Source organism: Sphingobacterium alimentarium, assembly GCF_004342685.1.
In the GTDB taxonomy this organism is placed as follows: domain Bacteria; phylum Bacteroidota; class Bacteroidia; order Sphingobacteriales; family Sphingobacteriaceae; genus Sphingobacterium; species Sphingobacterium alimentarium.
In genome coordinates this window covers 1-15,782 of sequence record NZ_SMBZ01000023.1, presented here as the reverse complement: position 1 = coordinate 15,782, position 15,782 = coordinate 1, and the positions used below count along the sequence as shown (strand labels likewise).

10 protein-coding genes and 3 tRNA genes are annotated in these 15,782 nt (G+C 38.9%); 6 read left to right on the top strand and 7 right to left on the bottom strand.

Annotated features, from left to right (window positions below; translation table 11 throughout):
- The 3 genes from EDC17_RS09465 to EDC17_RS09455 all read right to left on the bottom strand — a co-directional run bounded on the left by EDC17_RS09465 (window position 1) and on the right by EDC17_RS09455 (window position 5,657).
- The gene (locus EDC17_RS09465; protein ID WP_132777841.1) at window positions 1-1,458 is read right to left on the bottom strand and encodes a RagB/SusD family nutrient uptake outer membrane protein; all 1,458 of its coding nucleotides are present in this window, start codon (window positions 1,456-1,458) and stop codon (window positions 1-3) included.
- 3 nt (window positions 1,459-1,461) lie between these two features.
- On the bottom strand, window positions 1,462-4,479 hold the full coding sequence (locus EDC17_RS09460; RefSeq protein WP_132777840.1) for a SusC/RagA family TonB-linked outer membrane protein: 3,018 nt from the start codon (window positions 4,477-4,479) through the stop codon (window positions 1,462-1,464).
- A 185-nt stretch (window positions 4,480-4,664) separates the two neighbouring features.
- Window positions 4,665-5,657, bottom strand: coding sequence for a LacI family DNA-binding transcriptional regulator (locus EDC17_RS09455; RefSeq protein ID WP_132777839.1), 993 nt, complete (start codon window positions 5,655-5,657; stop codon window positions 4,665-4,667).
- Window positions 5,658-5,913: 256 nt separating this feature from the next.
- Here EDC17_RS09455 and EDC17_RS09450 point away from each other — a divergent pair, with 256 nt between their 5' ends.
- Window positions 5,914-7,110, top strand: a complete 1,197-nt coding sequence (locus tag EDC17_RS09450; RefSeq protein ID WP_243646107.1) for an MFS transporter — start codon at window positions 5,914-5,916, stop codon at window positions 7,108-7,110.
- A gap of 57 nt (window positions 7,111-7,167) precedes the next feature.
- Here EDC17_RS09450 and EDC17_RS09445 read toward each other — a convergent pair.
- From EDC17_RS09445 to EDC17_RS09430, 4 genes are all read right to left on the bottom strand, one after another.
- Window positions 7,168-7,243, bottom strand: a tRNA-Thr gene (locus tag EDC17_RS09445).
- A gap of 9 nt (window positions 7,244-7,252) precedes the next feature.
- Window positions 7,253-7,333, bottom strand: a tRNA-Tyr gene (locus tag EDC17_RS09440).
- A 23-nt stretch (window positions 7,334-7,356) separates the two neighbouring features.
- Window positions 7,357-7,429, bottom strand: a tRNA-Thr gene (locus EDC17_RS09435).
- Between the two features lie 130 nt (window positions 7,430-7,559).
- Window positions 7,560-8,291 (bottom strand): SIMPL domain-containing protein, encoded by a 732-nt coding sequence (locus EDC17_RS09430; protein WP_132777838.1) that lies wholly within the window; start codon window positions 8,289-8,291, stop codon window positions 7,560-7,562.
- Between the two features lie 117 nt (window positions 8,292-8,408).
- On the opposite strand from EDC17_RS09430, the gene EDC17_RS09425 reads away from it, so the two are divergent.
- From EDC17_RS09425 to EDC17_RS09405, 5 genes are all read left to right on the top strand, one after another.
- Window positions 8,409-11,246, top strand: a complete 2,838-nt coding sequence (locus EDC17_RS09425; RefSeq protein WP_132777837.1) for an alpha/beta hydrolase family protein — start codon at window positions 8,409-8,411, stop codon at window positions 11,244-11,246.
- 311 nt (window positions 11,247-11,557) lie between these two features.
- A complete protein-coding gene (locus EDC17_RS09420) occupies window positions 11,558-13,747 on the top strand; it encodes a glutamine synthetase III family protein (protein WP_132777836.1) in 2,190 nt (729 codons plus the stop codon).
- 102 nt (window positions 13,748-13,849) lie between these two features.
- Window positions 13,850-14,299, top strand: coding sequence for a GNAT family N-acetyltransferase (locus EDC17_RS09415; protein ID WP_132777835.1), 450 nt, complete (start codon window positions 13,850-13,852; stop codon window positions 14,297-14,299).
- A gap of 131 nt (window positions 14,300-14,430) precedes the next feature.
- Window positions 14,431-15,174, top strand: coding sequence for a 3-deoxy-manno-octulosonate cytidylyltransferase (kdsB, locus tag EDC17_RS09410; RefSeq protein WP_132777834.1), 744 nt, complete (start codon window positions 14,431-14,433; stop codon window positions 15,172-15,174).
- A gap of 115 nt (window positions 15,175-15,289) precedes the next feature.
- Window positions 15,290-15,782: O-acetyl-ADP-ribose deacetylase (locus tag EDC17_RS09405; protein ID WP_132777833.1), on the top strand; the 493-nt coding region annotated here is incomplete at its 3' end.

Genomic DNA, 15,782 nt, shown 5'->3' with positions numbered 1-15,782 from the left:
TTAATAACCTTCATTTTGACTTATTTTACCTACAGTTTTATCTACTTCTGCTTGTGGGATTGGATACAACATATGCTTATCAGCAAAGGGCTTACCGAATGACACCAAAGTTTGCTTAGCGATGTTCCAACGTTTTAGGTCGGAAAGTCTATGACTTTCAAAACCCAATTCCACGCGACGTTCATGCTGAAGCCATTGCATAGCTTGGTTCGCATCCGTAGTAGCTGGCCTATCAGCCAGAATACTATTGTTGCCCGCGCGTGCGCGTTGTCGTATCTTGTTTATTATAGCAATCCCTGCTGCAATTTGACCATCTTTGATGTATGCTTCCGCTTTCCACAATAATACATCCGCATAGCGAATAAATATCCGATTGACAGGCGAATTGTCATTTCCTTTGAAGTTGCCATTTTTTGCGCCCAATAACTTATAAATAATCTGATCAGCTACGTTTACTGTACTTTCTTTACGAGGGTCGCCTGCTTCAAAAGCATTTAAAAAATTCGTTGTAGGAGCCATAAAACCCCAGCCCATGAGTGCCGTAAATCCATTGCCTCTACTTGGTTGCATTCCAGATTGATGATCATAAATGAAAATATTTTCTTTCTCTGTATATGCTTTGCTTTCATCAAAAGCATCGAAATAATTAGTATTCAAATCATAGAATCCCAGCTGCTCAATAGCGGCAACCTGCGCAATTACTTCTTTCCAATTTTCTTCAAATAAGGCGACTTTAGCCGCTAAGGCCATGGCAGCCCCTTTTGACACTCTCCATTTTTCAGATTCACTGGCAAATCTAGAATTTGGTAACCCTGCAATTGCTGCCTTTAAATCTTCTTTTATCTGCGCATACACATCGGTTTTATTGGCCCTTACCGCCACTTCATATGCTTCATTAAAATTGGATAAGGGCTTCAACAATAGCGGCACATCTCCAAATAATTTCACCAAATCACAGTAAAAGAAAGCGCGTAAAAATGAAGCTTCTGCCAATAAGCGTGTACGTTGGGCTTCAGGAAGTTTAAGCGCAGCTAATGTTGTCAGATCTGTCAACTGAAATATCGCAGTATTGCTGCGAGAGATGCCTTCATAATTATACTTCCAAATACCTGCAAATGCGCCATTTTCGGGCGTAAAATTATAATTGGCGACATCATCCATCCAGGCTTGATCTCCATCTGGGCTCCATTTTTTCATCGCATCACCAGATGCAATATCCTCCAGCAAAAAATCTGGACGAATCACTAGACCACCAGCCCAATCCCAATCGCCATAGATATTCAAAGTATATGACAATGGTCTGTAGGCGTTTTCAATACCTGTACGTACAGTTCCTTCGGTAGGATCTACTTGTACCTGCTCTTGTGTCAGTATTCCAATAGGATCTTTATCCAAATATTTAGAACAACTGGAGGATACAAGAGCTATTCCTAATATATAATAATTAAACTTCTTCATGACTTAAAAATTAAAATTGAGGCCTAACAAAATAGATTTAGATTGTGGATACGTACCTCTGTCGATCAAATCGGTAGTCTCAGGATCTAAGCCCTTATAATTAGTCCATGTAAAAAGATTTTGCGCGGACACATATAGACGTGCATTATTAATACCAAAGCGATTCACATATTTACCAAATGAGTAACCGATTTCCACATTCTTAAGACGTAAATACGAAGCGTCTTCGATATAGAGTGTAGAGAATTTACTGATGCCTGTATCTTCAAAAGCTACTCGAGGCAAACTATTGCTGCTGCCTTCGCCATCCCATGCACCAAGCATTCTGGTTGTATAATTGAACGGACGAGTATCGAAATCGATAATACGCATACCGTCATTGTAGCGATTAACTTTAGCTACCCCTTGAAAAAATATATTTAAGTCTATGCCTTTATAATCAAATCCTGCAAAGAAACCATAACCCCATCTTGGGATAGCATTACCAATGAACGTACGATCCTCATCATTAATGATACCATCACCATTCAAATCTTTAAATCGAACATCACCAGGCTTCGTACTCGGACTACTCACACCATGTAGGTGATTACTTATTTCAGCAGTGTTTTGATAGATACCCTCCATTTGATAGCCATAATAAACATCTACTGGTTGACCTATTTCTGCACGTGAGTATGTACCAATAATACGCGGCACATTCTCATGCAGTGCCACCACTTTGTTCGATACGCTGGTTACATTACCACCAAAACTGAAGTTTCCATTATCGCCTATCCTATCGCGGTACTTCGCACTTAACTCAAAACCCTTATTATCTACCTGTCCAGCATTCACGTAGGTTGCACCCACATTTCCTATAAAAGTTGGAAGGCTAACAGTCAACAAGATATCTTTAGTTTTTTTGTGAAAAATATCGGCTATAACTTCCAATTTATTGTTTAAGAAGCGCATATCAACACCCAGGTTATTCTGTAGGGTGCTTTCCCAGCGCAACTGCGGATTGCCATATCTCGTGATATTTCCTTCCCTACTGAATAGGGACAAGTACGCATAATTCGGAATATTTTGATTACCCAAACGACCTGTACTCGCTCTTATTTTGAGGTAGTTCATGGCAGAGCTTGAAGGAAAGAAATCTTCATTGCTTACTGTCCAACCTACAGCCACCGATGGAAAATATCCCCATTTATTGTCCGAACCGAATCGTGAAGAAGCATCAGCACGAAGGTTACCTGTTATACTGTATCTGTTTTTGTAGGAATAGGTCGCGGAGCTGAATATGGAGAATAATGCCCATTCATTCGCAAAACCTCCATTCCATAGATCTTGCGATGTTCCACCTAAATCCATGTATTGGAAACGATCCAAAGTATATTCAAATCTTCTTCTAGAGGCGTTGATAGAACTACTTTGATTATTGATAAATTCCGTACCTATCAGCGCATTAACCAGATGATCCTCGCCCAGCGTCTTATCATAGCTTAAGATATTATTCCATGTAATGGTATAATCCTCACCTCGATCCTCATTCAATCCGTTAGGCCTATTGTGGCGACCCAGGCCCAGATCTACCGTAGGTTCTCCACGCTCGTCGTCTCCGAAATTCTGCATAAATACTTTAGTGTGATTGAAATTAAGCTCAACACCTATATTGGATCTAAAGCGTAATGACTTATCTTTCAATATATTTGCAGCAGCTTCTACATTACCAAACAGCTTAAATTGACGCACATTATTATTCGAGAAATACGCTAACGCTATAGGGTTTTGAGACCATTCATAGAGATTGGACTGAAAATTAGATGGACTGACATAAAATGGCAAATCTGTGAATGGATTCTCTGTCGTATAAGTCGGATCACTTGGGTCTTTATAAACACCCAATACCGGTGGACGAAGCAATGCATGACGGATTATCCCTGGTACATCGCCGCGTGACGAGACCACCATTTTATCTTGATGATTTACTAAAATATTACTTTTCAGCTCAAGCCAATCCGAAAGTTTAGCTTGTACATTGGAACGCATTTCCAGTCTTCTGTATTTATCATTGTTATACACTACTATACCATCTTGATCATAGTATCCACTGGAGAACATATAAGATACACGGTCTGTACCTCCTGAGGCAGATAATTGAAAGCTATTTGTCTTGCCTTGCTCAAATAATTCCCCCAACCAATCTGTATTGGCTATATCGGTGCGTGATTTTTGAAGGGTGTATGGATTCGTTCCTGTACTATTCGAATTGCCCCAAGCTTTCTCTAATGTATTGAGATACTGCTCCGTATTCATCATCGTGGGTAGATTCACCGCATTATTGAATCCCGTAAAAGCATTAACGTCAAATTTCGTCACTCCGGCTTTACCCGATTTTGTAGTAACCAAAATCACACCTGCGGCAGCACGTGAACCATAAATGGAAGCTGATGACGCATCTTTAAGCACAGAAATAGACTCTATATCTGCGGGATTTATGAAGCTAAAATTAGTCGTTGGGATTCCATCAACAATAAATAAAGGTGAGTTATTGCCTATCGTCCCTACTCCACGGACACGAATATCAATCGCATCTCCAGGCTGCCCTGTCGACTGCGTAATATTCACGCCACTAGTCTGACCTTGTAGCATTTGCGCAATATCCTGTACACGCCTTTTCTCCGCTACCTTCATATCCACTCGGCCTACCGCACCGGAGATATTGGATTCCTTCAGACTATTATATCCCACGACCACTACTTCCTCCACGTCTTGCATATCACTACTAAGGACAATACTGAGTACATTATCATTGGCTGTGATAATGTATTTGAAGGTTGTATACCCCGTATAAGTTACGGACAACTCATCCCCGGCAGTGGCGGGCATGGAGAAGATCCCATTCACATCTGTAGAAACAGTTGTGTTAGTAACAAGATTTTTTACGGAAGCTCCTGCTAGCGGCTGGCCTTCCGTATCCAAGACTTTACCTGAATACAATTTTTGAAGCAGGGATGTTGCATGGGATGAGCTATTCATGGGCTCGGAAAAAACTTGCTGAAATGGTATACAAAGTGCGACGGATGCAAAGCAACTAAAGAATGCAACCCGCTTAACGAATGACTTTGATTTATACATAATGATTTATATTGGTTATCATAATTGTTGCAAAACCGGTTTTGCAACTTAAGTAAATTTATATCATAAAATTTATATATCCAAATTTATTTTTCTGAACTTCTGCGGATTATCAATTCGGAAGGAATAATTGTTTCAACAAAATCCGCTTCAGCATGCTTCAACTGGCGAATAATCGTTTGGACGATTTCTTTCGCTATTGCTTCCAAGGGCTGACGGATACAGGTAATAGTAGGATTAATTAATTCGAAGAGCTCGTGATCATCAAAAGCTACAATGCCAAATGTAGAAGTTGGGAATTGCGTATTTAAAATTTTCAAAGTCTTCACACAAAGGTAATTTGTGCTAAAATAAAGAGCATCAATATCGGGATGCTGCTGAAAAAATTCTTGCACAGTGGAGCTATCCTTTATCTTTTCCGTTCTAAAAGGCAATTTAAGAACACGAGGACTTGAGCCATGCTGCTCTACGACTTCAAGATACCCACGGAGACGATCCTGCATTTGGGGCTGTGGAGAATCAATTGTAACCATGGCTATAGAGGAATAACCTTTATCCAACAAATGCTGAACGGCTTTCTTACTTGCTGTATAATTATCGGTACCCACGTAATTGGTTTTCAAGCCTACTACCCTTCTATCAAAAATTACTAAAGGAGTTTTCTTTTTAATGATATAATGAATCTGTTCTTCCTGCCCAAGCGTTGGCGAAAGAATTATGCCTTCGACCTTCTTCTCGAGCATGGTATTCAATATCTCATTGGCAATTTCCGGCTCACCAAAAGTACTGCTGTAAAATACTTGATAACCATAGGGACGAAGGTTTTCTTCTATATACAACGCTATAGGTCCGAAGAAGGAGTCCCCAATATTTTCTACAATTAATCCAATCGTTCTGGATTTACCGGTAGCGAGACTTTTGGCCAAAGCGTTTGGTTTGTAGCCTATTTCTTCTACGTAATCCATGATACGCTTGGCAAGTGCTTTACTAATACGCCCTTGCTCTGCCTTGCCGTTGATGACCAAGGACACAGTAGATTTAGAAACCTTTAGGTGTTTTGCTATTTCGTTTATGGACATCCCCACATTGCTAATTTTTACTTTCGTAGCCCGATCATTCCTCTAAATATACATACAATATAAATATTGTAAATATAATTTCACACTTCATTATTAGCATACAAGGTAATTAATAGAAAAAGTATTGGTTCACAAACAACTATTTTATGTTTATAAATGTTCAAAAACACAAAGTGTACTTTTTACAATAAGATGGTGATTATTTATCAGTACATCAGCTTATTTACCTACCTTTGTATAAATTATTATTATATATATGCCGATCAACAAAGGACTTATTTCATTAGCATTTGGAGGGTTAGCCATTGGGATGACCGAATTTACGATGATGGGAATCTTGCCAGATATCGCTAAGGATGTAAATATAGATATACCTACTGCCAGCAACCTTATTGGACTGTATGCTTTAGGTGTTGTTGTGGGTGCTCCCACACTTGTTGCAGCTACATCAAGATATCCAGCCAAAAATGTTTTATTATTTTTAATGCTTCTTTTCTTTATTTTCAATGCAGCATTTACTTTCGCGCCCAACCAATGGACCTTATTTATCTCTCGTTTTATTTCGGGACTACCGCATGGTGCCTTTTTTGGTATTGGCTCTGTTGTCGCTGCCAAACTTGCTAAGCCGGGTAAAGAAGCCCAAGCTATTTCCTTGATGTTTACCGGGATGACTATTGCCAACTTAGCCGGTGTCCCATTAGGTACATACATTGGTCATCATTACGATTGGCGCATCACCTATGCGGTGATTAGTTTTTTAGGTCTTGTCACTTTCCTTACGATTTATTTGTGGATGCCTCATTTTCCGGCCAATAAAAATAACAATATCAAACAGCAGATTGGCTATTTCAAACGTTGGGAAGCTTGGCTTATGATTGGAATTATATCCATTGGGACAGGTGGGCTGTTTGCATGGATGAGCTATATTTCCAAATTAGTAACAACCGTATCGGGACTCCCTGAAGGAAATGTGTCCATCATCATGATTCTGATTGGCGCAGGTATGTGTGTAGGTAATATATTAGGTGGAAAAGTCGCGGACACACTTTCTCCAACCAAGGCTGCCATTACATGTTTCTTGGCTATGGCGACATGCCTTTTGGTGCTATTTTTCATAGCACACATTACTGTTTTGGCTTACCCCATGGCATTCATTACGGGTATGATAGCATTTAGTATAGCGCCATCTTTACAGATGATGCTAATAAATAACGCCAAAGGCGCAGAAACTTTTGCTGCATCTGCCGGACAAGCGGCATTTAATATAGGTAATTCCATCGGCGCATATCTTGGTGCTATACCTATTATGTACGGTCTTACATACAATTATCCCTCGCTAGTAGGAGTCGTGATGGCGAGTTTCGGAGCGTTATTAACTTATATTTTCTTGGTAAAAGTAGAAAGAAAAGATGCGGTACAGACAGAATACAACCACAAGTTGCAAGAAGCGTAACTGCAAGTGATAAAACAAAAAAGCTCGACCTTCATAAGAAAGTCGAGCTTTTTATTTTGGAGCCTCTTATCGGAATCGAACCAATGACCTACTGATTACAAGTCAGTTGCTCTACCAGCTGAGCTAAAGAGGCTTTTTGGAGTGGAGGGAGAAGGATTCGAACCTTCGAAGCCGAAGCAACGGATTTACAGTCCGTCCCATTTGACCGCTCTGGAACCCCTCCAGACCTGTGATTTCTCACATTTGAGCCTCCTATCGGAATCGAACCAATGACCTACTGATTACAAGTCAGTTGCTCTACCAGCTGAGCTAAGGAGGCGTATTATTTAAGAACGCGATGCAAATATCTAAAGTTGAAACCAATATTCCAAATATTTGCATCACGAAAAAAGCTCCTCAGCACTAATAAACTGAATATCAAATTGATTTTTTTATAAAAAACTTAAAAATTATTGACCATAACTCACTTTGACAGTAATATTGGCCGTTTTTGCGCGTGAAGTAGTATTAAAGACGCCACCGTACGAAAAGTCTTCATTGTTATTTTGCCCTGTGATTTGGAAAACACCCAAGTCTGCCTTGCGCAAAGCGCCAAGACTACTTCCCGATTCTTTCGCTATATTCTCTGCGCGAGCCTTAGCATTCTGCGAAGCCTCTGCAATCAACGACAACTTCAAATCTTCCAATTTGGAATAATAATAATTCGGTGCATTCGAAGCTAATTCCACGCCTTGTGAAATCAACGCCGATATTTCACGGGACGCATTATCCACCTTATCCAGATCCTTGGACTCCACACTCACCGTCTGATTCAAGCTGTATCCTGTGAATGTATTATAGCTATTTCCGCGTTCATCTGTATGATAACTGAAATCACGGATTATACTTACAGCGTCGAATACAATTTCATTCTCTTTAATGCCTTTTTGTATTAAAAAATTCTTCACCATTTCACGGTCTTGCTTCAATTGTTCGGAAGCTTCACTCAAGTTTGTCGATTTGCGACTATAGGATGCCGACCATTTTACAATGTCCGAATCAAAATCCTTTTTGGCATTACCTGTCACATTAATGGTATTGCTCACATTGTATTTGTATTTAAAAGCATTACCCAATACTAAGGCTGCGACAATGATTGCCATGGCGGCAATAATACTGACGATTACGGTTGTAGATTTCATGTTTTATATAATTGTAATATGATATATAACGTTCATTGTAAAAAAACGTGCCAAAAATGTTGCAAAAACATATATTTTTATTGCATAAATTTAGCGCTACCAAATAATCAACACCCAATGAAAGAAAAATTTACCAGTGCTGCGTTATTATTATTAATCGCAGCGGCTTCACAAGCACAACAAAAACCACCTATTGGCCACGATGCTTTCGATAGTTGGAAAAGCATCTCAACACAAACTTTGTCTCCCTCCGGGAAATATATTTATTACAGCATATCACCCCAAGAAGGAGATGCGGTAACCGAATTAAAAGATCAGCAAAACAATCTATTATACCGCAGAGAAAGAGGTGCTATGCCGCGCTTAACACAAGACGAAAAGTTTTTCCTCAGCAGTGTCAAACCTTATTTTAAAGAAACCCGTGAGGCAAAAATCAAAAAGAAAAAACCTGATGAAATGCCGAAAGACTCTTTGGCAGTGTTTAATATTGTAACCAAAGAAACAATCAACCTCGGTCCGATTAAAGGATGGAAAACTGCGCGTCTTAGTAAATCATTTGTCGCGTATCAACAGGAATTAGATCTCCCTTCCAAACAAGATACAACAACAAAAACAGCAGATAAGCCTGCCGATTCTACCAAAACAGCAGCCCGCAAAGCACCGGCAAAGAAAGAAAGCGTACTCATACTCTACAATCTTGCCACAAAAGATACTGTGCAACTATGGAAGGCTGATACGTATTACTTCGATGACAATGAAAAATACTTGGTATTCTCCAAAAAAGGAGCTGACAAGGATACGACCAATATTGCAGGATTGTATGTGTACGATCTGAACAACAAGACACAGAAAAAAATCAGTAACGGCAAAGGAACCTACAAAAACATCAACTTTGACGACTTATCACAGCGCTTGGTATTTGCGGCAGATAAATCTCCTGAGAAAGCCTTAACAAAAGATTTCAAAATTTACAATTTCAACTGGCAGACAGATACAGCGCACATCCTTATTGACAAAAATAGTAATGGCATTCCATCCAATTGGTATGTATCGGGTGATGCTAATCTATCATTCAGTGCGGACGGCAAAAAATTATTTTTGGGTCTTGCTCCTATCCCTAAAGTCAAAGACACCACGTTGGTGGAATTCGAGCATGCTAAAGTTGATATCTGGCATTGGCAGGATGATTATCTAATGACGCAGCAATTGGTGAATGTAGGCCGTGAACGCGCAAGAAGTTTTGATGCGGTGTACAATTTCCAATCTCAAAAACTTATACCTCTTGTAGACGAAGATTACGGAAGACTATCGACCACGACTACTTCCAATGAAGAATGGGCTATTACATCACGTATTTCTAAAGAAAACAGAATTGCTACCCAATGGTCTTATGGTGCTCCTCAAGATATATTTTTGGTATCAACTATCAACGGAAGCAAAAAATTAATAAAAGAAAATCTATTGGGTCAAGCAATCTTGTCTCCGAAAAGCGAGCAAGTCATGTTCTTTGACATGGAGAAAGGTACTTGGTCTGTTTACAACATTAACAGCCAACAGGAAATACCTTTGAGCCAAGGCATCAATGTTTCATTCGCAAATGAGGAGAATGATATGCCAACACTTGCCAATTCTTATGGTATCGCTGGATGGGCAGAAGATGGAAAGGGTGTTTATGTGCATGATCGCTACGACATCTGGTATTTTAGCTTTGATGGAAAAACTAAAAACAATGTAACGAATGGCTTTGGTAGAGAGAATAAGATCGTTTTGCGTACACAATTGTTCCGCAATACTGATCCGCGCGTACCTTTTAATGTACTAAACACCAAAAAACCATTATTACTTACCTCTTTTAACGAGTTGACGAAAGAAAATGGATTTTTCAACATTAATTTATCAAAGAAAAATAGCCTAAAAGAAATTATTCAATCTAAAAACAGCTACAAACGATTAATTTCTAACGAAAAAAACAGCATTTTTGCATTAACAAGAGAAAATTACGTTGAATATCCAGATTTATATCTTACTAAAGATTTCAGCACATTCAACAAATTAACAGACATCAATCCTCAACAAAAGAATTACAATTGGGGCACGGCCGAATTGGTGAAATGGACTACACCAAAAGGTTATGCTGCCGAAGGTATTCTTTACAAACCGGAGGATTTTGAGCCAAATAAGAAATATCCTATTATCGCCTATTTCTACGAAACACACACAGAAGGATTATATAATTACCACGAGCCTGCTCCTACGCCATCGCGATTAATGATTTCATATTTCGTGAGTAATGGATATTTGGTATTCTCACCGGACATACGTTATCAGACAGGCTATCCTGGTCAGGCTGCAGAAGAATATATCAATTCGGGAATGAAGTACCTAGCACAAAATGCATGGGTAGATGAAACAAAAATGGCTATTCAAGGACAAAGCTGGGGAGGATACCAAGTCGCACATCTTATCACACGTACAAATATGTATGCTGCTGCGTGGACAGGTGCTCCGGTAGTAAATATGACTTCAGCCTATGGTGGTATCCGTTGGCAATCCGGTATGTCAAGACAATTCCAATACGAAAAATCACAAAGCCGATTAGGAGCGACACTTTGGGAAAATCGTGATTTGTACATTGAGAATTCTCCTCTATTCTTTATGGACAAAGTAACGACTCCGGTAGCTATCATGCACAATGACAATGATGGTGCTGTGCCATGGTATCAAGGTATTGAAATGTTTACTGCACTACGTCGTCTACAAAAACCTGTGTGGTTGTTAAATTACAATGGTGATGATCACAACTTGATACAACGTCAAAACCGTAAAGATATACAAAAGCGCCAAGCTCAATTTTTTGATCACTTCCTCAAAGGAAAACCTGCAGCGGACTGGATCAAAAAAGGTATCAAAGCAGTGGATAAAGGTATTGAGTGGGGATTAGAGATTACAGATTAATAAACATTTTAATCTTACAGAGGCGAGGGGTCAGCATTATTGCTTGACCCCTCGTCTTTTTATTCTCAAAAATAATCAACCACAACACTATCGAAACATGAAAAAAATGAAATATTAATGTTTTTCACTTTATTTTTCTGAAAACAGCATTAAAAAAATGCATTCAAACACGAAATTCAACCCAAAAAAAATGAAAACATCATGCATTTTATATATTTTTTGAAAAAAATTATAAAAATTTAACTTCATAACGTATTTTTGAACATCGTAAAGATAAAAACAACACAAAGACACAACCAAACTCAGATAAAATGTCAAACTTCAGATTTGAATCATTAAACGCAGTAACAACAAGACCTGGAATTCCAGAAGAAAAGGTAAATACGAAAAGAGCTATTAACATTTTTGGCAAAAATGTGTTTACAATGGCTAAGATGCAGTCTTACTTACCTAAATCTACTTTCAAAGAACTTAGTAAATCAATCGAAGAAGGAGCTGTTATCTCCCGTGAGATAGCGGATGCTATTTCTCAAGCGATGAAAACATGGGCAATTGAGAATGGTGCTTCACATTATACACACTGGTTCCAACCTTTGACAGGTACGACAGCCGAAAAACATGATGCTTTTTTCGAGCCTGATGAGAATGGCAATGCGATTGAAAAATTCACTGGTGATGCGTTAGTACAACAAGAGCCAGATGCCTCTTCATTCCCGAATGGTGGTATCCGTAACACGTTCGAAGCACGTGGATATACAGCTTGGGATCCAACATCACCTGCATTTGTATATGAGACGCCAGCGGGTAAGACGCTATGTATACCTACGGTTTTTGTGTCTTACACAGGGGAATCATTGGACTACAAAGCGCCATTGTTGAAAGCTGTAGCGGCAGTAGACAAAGCGGCAACTGATGTAGCACAATATTTTGACAAACAAGTAACTAAAGTAAATGCCTCTTTAGGTATCGAACAAGAATATTTCTTAGTAGACTTAGCATTGTACAATGCACGCCCTGATTTACAATTAACTGGTCGTACATTATTTGGACATATGTCTGCTAAAGGACAGCAATTAGAAGATCATTACTTTGGTGCTATTCCTGAACGCGTATTAGCATTCATGGTAGACCTTGAAAATGAAGCTTTGAAATTAGGTATTCCATTAAAAACTCGTCACAACGAGGTCGCTCCTTCTCAATTCGAATGTGCGCCAATGTACGAAGAAATCAACTTGGCTATTGACCACAACCAATTGTTGATGAATGTAATGGAGCAAGTAGCTATTCGCCACAACTTCAAAGTATTATTACACGAAAAACCATATTCAGGTGTAAATGGATCAGGCAAACACAACAACTGGTCATTAATCACGAATACAGGCGTAAACTTGTTGTCTCCAGGAAAAACTCCTAAAAACAACCTGATGTTCTTGACATTCTTTGTAAACACAATCAAGGCTGTTTATGAATATGCAGATTTATTACGTGCTTCTATCGCAAGTCACTCGAATGACCACCGTCTAGGTGCTAACGAGGCTCCTCCTGCAATTATCTCTATCTTCTTGGGTTCGCAGTTGGATGAAATTTTAGAAGAAGTAGAATCAGCGCGCGTAGCCAAAAAAGTAAAAGCAGAAACAAACTTATGGCATGGCATCCCTAAAATCCCTGAATTGAGATTGGATACTACTGACCGTAACCGTACATCACCTTTTGCTTTCACAGGTAATAAATTTGAATTCCGCGCAGTAGGTTCTTCTGCGAACTCTGCATTGCCAATGACAGTTTTGAATGCTATCGTAGCTGCACAATTGATCGAATTCAAAGCTGAAGTAGATAAACAAATCAAAAAAGGAACGAAGAAAGATCTTGCTATCTTAAACGTTATTCGTAAATACATCAAAGATTCTAAAGCTATTCGTTTCGAAGGAAATGGTTATAGCGAGGAGTGGGCTACTGAAGCTGAAGCTAGAGGTTTGTCAAACATCAAGTCTACGCCAAAAGCATTAGATGTATACGTAAAAGAAGAATCATTAGAATTATTCGAAAGATTAGGCATCTATTCGAAACGCGAATCTGAAGCACGTCATGAAATTTTGTTAGAAAACTTCTATAAAAAATTACAAATCGAAGCGCGCGTAATCGGCGATGTAGTGAATAGTCAAATCGCTCCTGCTGCATTTACTTACCAAAATGAGTTAATTAAAAATGTAAAAGGTCTACAAGACTTAGGTTTGAGCAAAGAAGCTTATTCTTCTCAATTGAACTTAGTTGAGCGTATCTCCAAACACACAAATACAATCTTAGAAAAAGCGGAAGAAATGCGTCAAGCACGTAAAAAAGCAAACGTAAACGAAGTTCTAAGAGAGAAAGCTATCGCTTATGACGAAGTGGTGAAACCATATTTTGATGAAATCCGTTACCACGTCAACAAATTGGAAAAAATCGTTGATGATGCGAAATGGCCATTACCAAAATTGCGTGAGCTTCTATTTATTCACTAGCAACTAATCAACCTTAATATATCAATCGAAATAGCCAGCAATATGTTGGCTATTTTTTATTTGGAGACTATAATCAAATTTAAATAGATAACGGCATAAAACATGAACCTCATACGTACCACTTCTGAAAATATAGATTTCACGAATCTTGTAAAAAGTCTCGATCAGGATTTAGCGATAAAAAATGGTGACAAAAATGATTTTTTTGTACAGTTCAATAAGATAGACTTGATTCAACATGTAGTCGTAGCGTATGACAGCGAGCAAGCCATCGCTTGCGGAGCTATAAAAGAATACGACAAAGAGACTATGGAAGTGAAACGTATGTTTGTGTTGCCTCACATGCGGAGCAAAGGGATTGCAGCATTGGTACTGAACAATTTGGAAAAGTGGGCAAAGGAATTGGGCTACAAGCGATGTATTCTAGAAACTGGAGAAAAGATGAAAGAAGCAATTGCCCTGTATAAAAAATGTAATTATATCCGAATTGAAAACTATGAACCTTATAAGGATGTTATAGAGAGTAGATGTTTTGAGAAAAAATTAAAATAAATTCCTGGAATAATGCTAATGGAGGTAGGTATGCGAAAAAAGCAAGTTTTATACCTATTACTCTAGAGAATTTGGCCATATTGCGTTAGCATTTGTAAGGATTTATTTTAATTATTAATTAGTTTTACACTATGAAAATAATCGGTATCATTCCTGCTCGATACGATTCGAGTCGTTTCCCTGGCAAGCCCTTAGCGGATATAGCCGGTCAAAGTATGATTCAACGGGTGTATCATCAAGCGAAGCACGCTACTTCACTATCCGAAGTGATTGTCGCTACAGATGATCAACGCATCTATGACCATGTCAAAAGTTTTGCTGGCAATGTCATGATGACCAACAAAGAGCATCAATCGGGCACAGACCGCTGTGCTGAGGTAGCTGCGACTCTGGTTGGTTTCGATGTTGCGATTAATATACAGGGCGATGAACCTTTTATCGATCCGCAACAAATTGATTTGTTGGCATCCTGCTTCCAACAGGCGGATACTGAAATTGCTACTTTGATTCGTCGTGTAGAATCCGAAGACGAACTATTCAACGAAAACAAACCCAAGGTAGTGCTCAACCGTAAGGGTGAAGCAATTTACTTCTCGAGACAGGCAGTTCCTTTTTTACGTGGGCAAAAGTCAAATCAGTGGTTAAACCACAGACCCTATTACAATCACATAGGCATCTACGGGTACCGCCTAGATATTTTAAAACAACTGACTGCCTTACCCCTATCCGATTTAGAAACGATGGAATCTTTAGAGCAGTTGAGATGGATAGACAATGGCTATAAGATACAAACAGCAGTGTCTACACATTCCAACGACGCTATAGACACTCCCGAAGATCTACAGTATGTGTTAGACAAGTATTTCAATCTATAAACTCTTCGTAAAGGTTGTATAAAAAGGATAAATTCGAATGAAATAAAAATTTATTGGAATTTATCCTTTTACTATTTATAACGGATTGTTGTTCATCGACCAAACAAAACAAGAAATGAATAGAATAGAAGTAATAAAAGGCGACATCACACAGATACAAGTAGATGCCATTGTCAATGCGGCAAATTCCTCACTTATGGGCGGTGGAGGTGTTGATGGCGCCATACATCGAGCCGGCGGGGAAGAAATTTTAGAAGAATGCAAAAAGATTATAACCGAGCAAGGAACTTGTCCGACTGGCCAAGCTGTATTAACAACAGCAGGTAGATTATCAGCCAAATATGTCATTCACACCGTGGGTCCAATATGGAAAAATGCCACGCAGCATGAAGATGAAAATTTGAAAAACTGTTATATTAATTCTCTGCAGTTGGCCGTAAAAATGGATTGCAAGACTGTAGCATTTCCTTCCATAAGTACGGGCGTATATGGATTTCCAAAAGATAGAGCTGCAAAAATAGCTATCAAAGCAATATCCGAATTTTTAGCGAATAATAAGACGTTAGAAAAGGTATGGCTCGTATGTTTTGATGACGAAAACTATAGAT

What these genes read in the sequence shown, in the direction of transcription:
- EDC17_RS09460 (WP_132777840.1), bottom strand. Translation starts at nt 4,479, where the DNA reads ATGAATAGCTCATCCCATGCAACATCCCTGCTTCAAAAATTGTATTCA.
- EDC17_RS09465 (WP_132777841.1), bottom strand. Translation starts at nt 1,458, where the DNA reads ATGAAGAAGTTTAATTATTATATATTAGGAATAGCTCTTGTATCCTCC.
- EDC17_RS09415 (WP_132777835.1), top strand. Translation starts at nt 13,850, where the DNA reads ATGAACCTCATACGTACCACTTCTGAAAATATAGATTTCACGAATCTT.
- EDC17_RS09455 (WP_132777839.1), bottom strand. Translation starts at nt 5,657, where the DNA reads ATGTCCATAAACGAAATAGCAAAACACCTAAAGGTTTCTAAATCTACT.
- EDC17_RS09420 (WP_132777836.1), top strand. Translation starts at nt 11,558, where the DNA reads ATGTCAAACTTCAGATTTGAATCATTAAACGCAGTAACAACAAGACCT.
- EDC17_RS09425 (WP_132777837.1), top strand. Translation starts at nt 8,409, where the DNA reads ATGAAAGAAAAATTTACCAGTGCTGCGTTATTATTATTAATCGCAGCG.
- EDC17_RS09430 (WP_132777838.1), bottom strand. Translation starts at nt 8,291, where the DNA reads ATGAAATCTACAACCGTAATCGTCAGTATTATTGCCGCCATGGCAATC.
- kdsB (WP_132777834.1), top strand. Translation starts at nt 14,431, where the DNA reads ATGAAAATAATCGGTATCATTCCTGCTCGATACGATTCGAGTCGTTTC.
- EDC17_RS09450 (WP_243646107.1), top strand. Translation starts at nt 5,914, where the DNA reads ATGCCGATCAACAAAGGACTTATTTCATTAGCATTTGGAGGGTTAGCC.